Origin of the sequence: Rhodococcus sp. B10, assembly GCF_011770055.1 — a bacterium.
Lineage (GTDB): Bacteria > Actinomycetota > Actinomycetes > Mycobacteriales > Mycobacteriaceae > Rhodococcoides > Rhodococcoides kyotonensis_B.
The window spans coordinates 229,690-237,928 of record NZ_JAAFYV010000003.1 but is presented as its reverse complement, the minus strand read 5'-3'; the positions used below and the strand labels follow the sequence as shown (position 1 = coordinate 237,928).

Annotated in this window: 7 protein-coding genes and 1 rRNA gene; 3 read left to right on the top strand and 5 right to left on the bottom strand. The window is 64.9% G+C overall.

Features of this window, described 5'->3' with window-relative positions; all coding sequences use genetic code 11:
* The 3 genes from RhoFasB10_RS03570 to RhoFasB10_RS03560 form a co-directional block, all read right to left on the bottom strand.
* Positions 1 to 120: ribosomal RNA gene (locus tag RhoFasB10_RS03570) — 16S ribosomal RNA — on the bottom strand; the annotation flags it as partial.
* 588 nt (positions 121 to 708) lie between these two features.
* On the bottom strand, positions 709 to 1,980 hold the full coding sequence (gene tyrS / locus RhoFasB10_RS03565) for a tyrosine--tRNA ligase (RefSeq protein WP_167675081.1): 1,272 nt from the start codon (positions 1,978 to 1,980) through the stop codon (positions 709 to 711).
* Positions 1,981 to 2,030: 50 nt separating this feature from the next.
* Positions 2,031 to 2,645, bottom strand: a complete 615-nt coding sequence (locus tag RhoFasB10_RS03560) for a DNA-3-methyladenine glycosylase (protein WP_167675079.1) — start codon at positions 2,643 to 2,645, stop codon at positions 2,031 to 2,033.
* Positions 2,646 to 2,742: 97 nt separating this feature from the next.
* Between RhoFasB10_RS03560 and RhoFasB10_RS03555 the strand changes: the two genes are divergently transcribed.
* The 3 genes from RhoFasB10_RS03555 to RhoFasB10_RS03545 are packed head-to-tail and all read left to right on the top strand — an operon-like array spanning position 2,743 to position 4,837.
* A complete protein-coding gene (locus RhoFasB10_RS03555) occupies positions 2,743 to 3,480 on the top strand; it encodes an ABC transporter ATP-binding protein (protein WP_167675077.1) in 738 nt (245 codons plus the stop codon).
* A complete protein-coding gene (locus RhoFasB10_RS03550; RefSeq protein WP_167675074.1) occupies positions 3,477 to 4,232 on the top strand; it encodes an ABC transporter permease in 756 nt (251 codons plus the stop codon). The genes RhoFasB10_RS03555 and RhoFasB10_RS03550 overlap by 4 nt, the downstream gene beginning before the upstream one ends.
* A complete protein-coding gene (locus RhoFasB10_RS03545) occupies positions 4,229 to 4,837 on the top strand; it encodes a TetR family transcriptional regulator (protein WP_254303368.1) in 609 nt (202 codons plus the stop codon). Before RhoFasB10_RS03550 ends, RhoFasB10_RS03545 begins: the two co-directional genes overlap by 4 nt.
* 11 nt (positions 4,838 to 4,848) lie before the next feature.
* Here the strand turns inward: RhoFasB10_RS03545 and RhoFasB10_RS03540 are convergent, their stop codons facing one another.
* Both RhoFasB10_RS03540 and RhoFasB10_RS03535 read right to left on the bottom strand, forming a co-directional pair.
* Positions 4,849 to 5,058: a Trm112 family protein gene (locus RhoFasB10_RS03540; RefSeq protein ID WP_068420888.1), complete on the bottom strand. Its 210-nt coding sequence runs from the start codon at positions 5,056 to 5,058 to the stop codon at positions 4,849 to 4,851.
* 86 nt (positions 5,059 to 5,144) lie between these two features.
* Positions 5,145 to 8,162, bottom strand: coding sequence for an AMP-binding protein (locus RhoFasB10_RS03535; RefSeq protein ID WP_167675072.1), 3,018 nt, complete (start codon positions 8,160 to 8,162; stop codon positions 5,145 to 5,147).
* Positions 8,163 to 8,239: the final 77 nt, after the last annotated feature.

The following is an 8,239-nucleotide window of genomic DNA, read 5'->3' as shown; positions in this document are numbered from 1 at the left end:
CACCCACGTGTTACTCACCCGTTCGCCGCTCGTGTACCCCGAAAGGCCTTACCGCTCGACTTGCATGTGTTAAGCACGCCGCCAGCGTTCGTCCTGAGCCAGGATCAAACTCTCCGTAAAAGACTCTCAACCACGCAGTCCGAAAACCACGCAATCAGTTCGAAAACCAAAGAGCCAAATCACTAGCAAAAAAACTCAACTAGCAAAAAATGTCCCCTCACCCCAGACGGGAAGAATGAAGCAAGAAGACGTCACACCCACACCCCAAAAGGCATGAGCGCCAAAAACATTCGGCACTGACATTCATCGACACACTGTTGAGTTCTCAAAGAACACGCGCACATCGCCAGCCTCGGAAGTTCAATCCCGGGGCGTCTGAGGCAACCGTTCCAGCCTAACTGATCCAACCGACCGAGTCAATCGGCCGTTTTGTCGGACCCACCGAACGAACAAGCGAACTCGTTACGATCGGGATTGTCATCGCGTAACTCGTACAACCTCGTTGTCTCCGGCCTCTCGGCTCGGAGTCGGTGTCCGTGTCGCTCTGACTTGGACAAAGTTACGCGGCGGAAAACATCACGTCAAATTCCCAGGTCGCCCTGCAACCCGGGGGGTAAATGCCGAGGTAGCGACCCCGGCCGGAGTGACATACCCGCTCCGAACCTGAAATCACATGCTTGTGACTCGCGCCACCCCGGCGAACCTACCTCAGCGCAGGTACGCGCCGGCGAAGTTTCGCTTCCCTCGTCGAACGACGAGCCACTTTCCGTGGAGGAAATCGTCGGGCGACGGCGTCCAATCCTCGTCGGCGATCTTCACGTTGTTCACGGACGCGCCGCCCTCCTTCACCGCGCGGCGGGCGGCACCCTTGCTCTCGCACAGGCCTGTACCGACGAGCAGGTCGACGATCGTCGACGGCTCCCCCGCACCCATGTCGAAGACCGATGTCTCGCGAAGAGCGGCGGCCAGGGTCGATTCGTCGAGTTCCTGCAGTTCGGCGCGTCCGAAGAGCGCCTGGCTCGCCAATTCGACAGCCTTGGTGTTCTCGGCTCCGTGTACCAGCGTCGTCATCTCTGCCGCGAGTCGTTTCTGGGCTTCACGGGCATGAGGACGTTCGCGAGTCGCCTCGTCGAGTTCTGCCAGCTCCTCCTGTCCGAGGAACGTGAACCACCGCAGGTATTTCACGACATCGGCGTCGCCGGTGTTCACGAAGTACTGGTACCAGGCGTACGGGCTCGTCATCTCGGGGTCGAGCCACAGGCTTCCGCCACCGGTCGACTTACCGAACTTCTTGCCGTCCGCGGACGTCACCAGAGGAACGGTGAGCGCGTGCACCGACTCAGCATCGGTGCGGCGGTTCAGTTCGACGCCGGCGACGATGTTGCCCCACTGATCGGAGCCGCCGATCTGCAGCGTGCAGCCGTGCTTGCGGCGCAACTGCACGTAATCGTTCGCCTGCAGAAGCATGTAGCTGAACTCGGTGTACGACATGCCGTCGGCTTCGAGACGCGTCTTGACGGTGTCGCGAGCGAGCATGACGTTCACCGAGAAGTGCTTGCCGATGTCGCGCAGAAAGTCGATCGCGGTCAGCTCACCCGTCCACGACAGGTTGTTCTCCACGATCGCACCGGTGGCCGGATCGCCGAACTCCACGAAGCGTTCGAGTTGTCCTCGGATGCGGTCGGCCCACTCGCGCACGGTGTCGGAAGAGTTCATCGTGCGTTCGCCGACGTCGCGCGGATCGCCGATCAGACCCGTTGCACCACCGGCCAGGACGATCGGACGATGCCCTGCTCGCTGGAACCGCTTCAGCGCCAGTAGCGGAACGAGATGACCGGCGTGGAGACTGGGGCCCGTCGGGTCGAACCCCGCATACAGAGTGATCGGCTCCCCCGACGTCGCCTTCTTCAGTTCGTCCAGGTCGGTGGACTGCGCGATCAATCCGCGCCAGGTCAGTTCGTCGATGATGTTCTCACTCACCCGTCGATCTTCCCGCATCTCCGTCCGCTCGTGCGTCCGAGGTCCGCCCGTCAGTCTCCGGGAACCGCGCGAGGGCTGCGTCGATACGCCGACACTGCCCGCGAACTCGGGTCCCAAAGCCGCCACGCTCTGTCTGCGCCGGTACTCACCCCGACGCGAGGGCCGTACGCGATGTCAGTGATGGCGCGTGTGTCACCGAGCTTCGACAACCTCACCGACGACGCCGCGTCGAACAGATCGGTTCCGTTGTCTGCCAACGATATTGCGAGCGCCGACCCCAGATTTCCCGGGCCGCTCGCCAACTTGTGTTCCGGTGCTCGCGGGCCGCGTCGCGAGAATGCGACGCCCTCCCCCCGCGTCACCTCACCGGCCCGCAGCAGGACCGCGCCTGCCTCGCCGTCGGGACCGCAGGTGACGTTCATGCACAGGTGCATGCCGTAGCTCAGGTACACGTAGAGCCTTCCCGCGCTCCCGAACATGACGGCGTTGCGCGGCGTCGGACCTCGGTACGAATGAGCAGCCGGATCGGGCCATGGGCCACCCTCCGGGCCGCCGTATGCCTCGACCTCCACGATCTCGATGCTCACGTCGTTGGCAGTCAGCGTCGCCCCGAGAAGATGCCGAGCTGCGTCGACCGGGTGTCCTGTCAAAGCAGCGATGTCCACGTGAAGTCATCTTGCCGCCCGTTGACTTCGCATCGACCGTGGGGTCATAATTCATCACAGGGTGAAATCATCGAATGGTGAATTCAGGGAGGGCGTCATGACGGACATCGGACCGGCAATCGTCGTAGACAAACTGACCGTGCGGCGGGGCAAACGGACGGTCCTCGATCGCGTGGATCTCGAGATACCCCGAGGTGCCATCACCGGGCTTCTCGGCCCGTCGGGCTGTGGTAAGACGACGTTGATGCGCTCGATCGTGGGCACCCAGATCGTCGAGAGCGGAACGGTCACCGTGTTGGGATCGCCCGCCGGTGCGAAACAACTACGGTCGAAGGTCGGCTACGTGACTCAGGCGCCCAGCGTCTACCGGGATCTCACCGTTCGCGACAACATCGCGTACTTCGCCTCGCTGTACGGCCGCGGCAGCACTGCGGTCGAGTCCGCGATCGACACCGTCGGGCTCGGTGACCATGCGTCGTCGATCAGCGGTGGTTTGTCCGGCGGGCAACTCTCACGTGTGTCGCTGGCGAGCGCGCTCGTCGCGGAACCCGAGGTACTGATACTCGACGAGCCGACGGTCGGCCTCGATCCCGTTCTGCGCTTCGAGCTCTGGGAACGGTTCACCGACATCGCCGCCGCCGGCACGACGATCCTGGTGTCGAGCCACGTCATGGACGAAGCCGAGCACTGCAGCACGTTGATCCTCATGCGCAACGGAACCGTCCTCGGACGACCGACGCCCGACGAGCTGCTGCGCACCACGGGCGAATCGACCCTCGAGCACGCCTTTCTCTCCCTCGTTCGGGCACACGACACCATGGAGAAGACGTCATGACCGCACAGATCTACGCCGCGGGCACCGGACGCATTCTGCGTCAGCTGCGATCGGATCGCCGGACCGTCGCGATGATTCTCTTCGTCCCGTCGCTGTTGATGGCGCTGCTGTACTTCCTCTACGACGACGTACCGGTACGACCCGGCGCCCTGCCGCTGTTCGATCGGATCGCGATCACGATGCTCGGCATCCTTCCGTTCGTCGTGATGTTCCTGATCACGTCCATCGCGATGCAACGTGAGCGCAGTTCCGGCACGCTCGAGCGGCTGCTCACGACACCGATGTCGAAACTGGATCTCCTGGCGAGCTACGCCACCGCGCTCTCTGTCGCCGCGGTCCTGCAGGCCCTCCTGGCGTGCGCGGTGTCGTTCGGGCTGCTCGGTTTGACGACGGCGGGTCCGGTCGCCTGGGTGTTGCTCATCGCGGTGCTCAACGCAGTTCTGGGCGTCGCCCTCGGATTGCTGTGCAGCGCCTTCGCCCGCACCGAATTTCAAGCCGTGCAGTTCATGCCCGTCGTGGTCGTTCCCCAACTGTTCCTGTGCGGTCTGTTGGTTCCGCGCGAGCAGATGCCGGACTGGCTGCACGCGATCAGCAACGTGCTTCCGCTCAGCTACGCCGTGGATGCACTACAGGAAATCTCCGCGAATCCCGCCTTCACCGGGCGGATGGGCGTCGACATCGCTGTGGTCGCCGGTTTCACCCTCGTCGCCTTGTGCGCGGGCGCCGCGACGCTTCGGCGGCGGACTCCGTGACGGACACCGCCCCACCTGCACGTTCCGGCCGACGCCCGGGCCGGTCCGGCACGAAGGACGCAATCCTGACGGTCGCGCGTCGGCGCTTCGCGGAAGCGGGATTCGACAGGGCCTCGGTCCGGTCGATCGCGTCGGACGCCGGGGTGGATTCCGCGCTCGTCCACCACTACTTCGGGACCAAGCGTGACCTGTTCGTCGCGGCCGTCGCACTGCCGGTCGACCCGGACGAGACATTGAAGCCGATACTCGCAGCAGACATCGACGTCCTCGGCCCGACGCTCGCGAGAACGATTCTCGGCGTCTGGGACTCGGAGAACGGTCAGGGAATCGTCGCTGCGTTTCGGTCGATGATCGCGAGTGGCGACACGAGCTTGATCAGCAGCTTCCTGTTGCAGATTGCGTTGCGAGACACCGCGGTTCGCGTCGACGTACCTGCCGGTTCCGGGCTCGAACGCGTTGGTCTCGTCGCGTCGCAGATGGCCGGATTGCTGCTCACCCGGCACATCCTCGAACTCGAACCCATCGCGTCGATGCCTGCCGATCGTCTCGTGGCCGTCGTCGGGCCGACGCTGCAGCGCTATCTGACGGGCCCGCTCCCCGACTGAGTGCTGGTGAACTACGCCGATCGAGCTCGGCTCAGGATCGACTCGTGCTCGGCGTCGTCGACGTCACGAGCCTCGTCGACCAACAGAACCGGAATTCCGTTCTCGATCGGGTACGCCCGACGCAACCGCGGGTTGTAGAGCAACTCGTCCTCCACCAGCAGGAGCGGGCCCTTGTCCACCGGGCAGGCAAGGATGCCGAGGAGGTTCTGATCGATTGCCACTGAAGTCCTTTTTCTCGCAGGTTCACGACTTCCCGTGAGAAGTCCGTCCGTTCAAACTACCGAACCGAGCACGCGTGCCGAACGGGCTACCTGTCGTCCACGTCGTCGGATTTCGTGAACCGCTCGGCGACGACTGCTTTGGTGAGCCGTCGATACGTGCCCTGGTCGGCGTCGTAGAACCATGACCTCGCGCTCGGCGCGGGTAGTCCGAGTTTCTGCAGGTCGGAGGCGCGCGGCCGGTAGGCCCTGCCGAGGGGGATGTCGTCGACGATGTGCACGATGTCCGGCCGCCCGGACGGCAGCAGCACGGCCATCGCGTCGGTGACGATGCGCGCCGACAGCGACGTGTGTCCACGCGTCGACACCGCGCACACCGCGATTTCGTCGACGCCGTAATCCCACCGTCGCGGCGCCCCCGCGGACTCCGGCGCTTCGATGCCGTACACGACGACCGATTCCACGTCGTCCACCTCGCCGAACGCGTCGATGATCGGCTGCGTGTACACGGGCCCGCGTGCGGCTCTCACGACGGTGTCCTTGCGATCGACGAGCCAGTAGTCGCCGTCCGCGTCACGCCGGAACAGATTCTCCGTCGGCACCCACGAGTCACCCGGTTGGAACACCCCCCGCATGAGCGGGCTGGTGACCTCGCCCTCGCTGTTCGGTCGACCGAGTAGCAATCCGATCTCGTCGTCGCGGCACACGCGGACGAACCCGTTCTCGTCCTCTTCGAGGCGGCCGGTCATCGGGTCGTAAGCAGCGAGTTCGACGCGGGCGCTGCCCGGCAGCGGCCTGCCCTTCGAACCTATCTTCGCGCCCCCGACGTTCGCCAGAATGACGTCGTTCTCGGTCGACGCGTAGAACTCGAGGACCCTAGCCGGCGAGAACAGGTGCAGCGTGCGCTTCCACAGATTCACGGGCATGCCGGATCCGATGAACAGACGGACCGGGTGATTACGGCCGAGTTCGAGGTCGTCGTCGTCGAGAATCGTCTGCATCATCGCCCACGTGTAACTGATGACCGTCACGCCGTAGCGGGCCACCTCACTGGCGAAACGCGTGGAATCGAGCCCGCGCGACAGAGCGATACGCGACCCGCCCGCAAGCGCGCCGCCCACGCTGACGAGAAGGCCCGCCGAATGGTGCAGCGGTGCAAGGCAATACACGGTGTCGCCGGCACCGAGCGCGGCAGCCGTCGCAGTTCCGTACGCCGACAACGCCCATCGATGATTGGTGATGAAGCGCGGCTCCAATCCGCGATCGGTCGCCGTGAACAACACGACGGCCAATTCGCGGGCACGTCCTGGATCCGGCTCGAACCATGCGGGGAGCCGCACCGAATCGGGATCGATGGCCTCGAGATCGGTGACGTCGGCGCCGTCGGGAATATCCAACTCGCGCTCGTCGCCGCCGCCGAGAACCAAGACGTTGACGGCGAGAAGTGTTGCGGACTTGAGGTTTTCCGGATCCGAGATGACGATGTCGACGTCGACCACACGCAGCGCACTGTCGAGGTCCCCGCCCGGAGGCAGCATGACCGCGACGGCGCCGATACGGGACAGCGCAGCGACGGCCGCCAGCGCGCTGGGTCGCGTCTCCATCAGCACACCGACGCGCGCCGACGGGCGAACACCCGAGACGATGAGCCCTCGAACCACGTTGTCGATCCGGACGTTGACCGCCTGATAGGTGTGCACACGGTCGTCGAACAGGAAGCATTCGCCCGCGGGAGACCTGCGTCCCTGTTCCGCGAGCAGGCGTCCGAGCGAGACGGTCGTGTGCGGCTGCATCTGACCGAGCCGAGCCAGTCGCGGCAGCGTGCGAACCGCCTCGGTCGAAATCTCGCGCGTGCCCCGCACCGCGCCGGTGGCCGCAGCCGCCAAACCTTTCCCGACGCCGACCCCCACTTCGGCGATCGATGCGGCCGTGTGGATCAGCCGGTTGCTCACCGAGACACCACTGTCGGTATCGGCGTGCTCGTCGTAACTCATCTCGAACACGGTGTCGGGCTGCTCGCCCAGCCCTTCCCTCCAGCGGATCCACTCCCCCGTCGTCGGCCAGGTCTGCGACGCCGCGGTGCTACCCACCACGAGCCCGAAATGCCCTGCCCGGAGCGTGGTTTCGTAGATCTCGGCCCGCGGGGCCGCGCGCTTGATGCCTCGGACGGCAAGGGGCTGACCGATGTCGTCGACCTCACCGACGAATGCGAGCACCGGCACCGTCAGGTCGGCAAGCGTCAGCAGACGATCCTTGATGACGAATCCTCCCGTCATCATGCGGTTGTGCACGACGAACTGCTTGAGCAGTTCGGCCACCGCCGGCCCCGACCACGCGACCCACCCGTCCAAGGCCAGGAAGCGTCGTTGCGGCTCTCGCGGCAGCAGAGCGTCGCGGTCGTGCAACTGCCGCAGGAAATCGAGTCGCGAACGCACCGTCTTCGCCGGGTCCAACAACTGAAAACCCGTGCGCGCCATCCATCCCGACACCGCAAGGCGCGTGAAGACATGGTCGGCGAGGAACTCGGCTCCCCGGGTGGCAACCCCGGCCGGAATGCCCAACGGCAACGCCGCCAACGTGTCGACAGGAGCGCCGAACGTGATCAGACTGGCCAGATTCTTGCCGCCCCGGTAGGCGGCCGCCTGGTAACAGAACATGCCGCCCTGCGAGTAGCCACTGAGATGCACGTCGCGACCGGTGAGTGCGTGCACCTTGTCGACGACCTCACTGATCGCGACGACGTGATCTGCGAGCGTGCGCCCCCAGCCGCCTTCCTCGGTGTCGGGCGATCCGAAGTCGACGACCCACGGGTCGAGACCCATGCTGTGCAGGATGCCCGCGGCGCCTTGGTCGGTGGTGACGTCGTAGACGTCCGCGGACACCATCATCGGCGGCACGAGGACTACCGGAGGCTTCGACTCCCGGTCGGCGTCCTCCGGGAAGTATCGACGCAATCGATACATCGCGTCCCGGTCGACGACCTTGAACGGCGACGGATCGACTTCGGTCTCGAGGCCACCGAGCCGGATGACCTCCAGACCGTTCTGTGCAGTGGCGATCGCACGCCGCAACGGCTCCCGAAACGCATCTGCATTCAGTCCCACCACAACAACTCCTGCGTTCGACTCGGCGACCCGACCGCCCACCCACCTTCGTAGGTTGAAGCTTCTCACACCGACCGCAT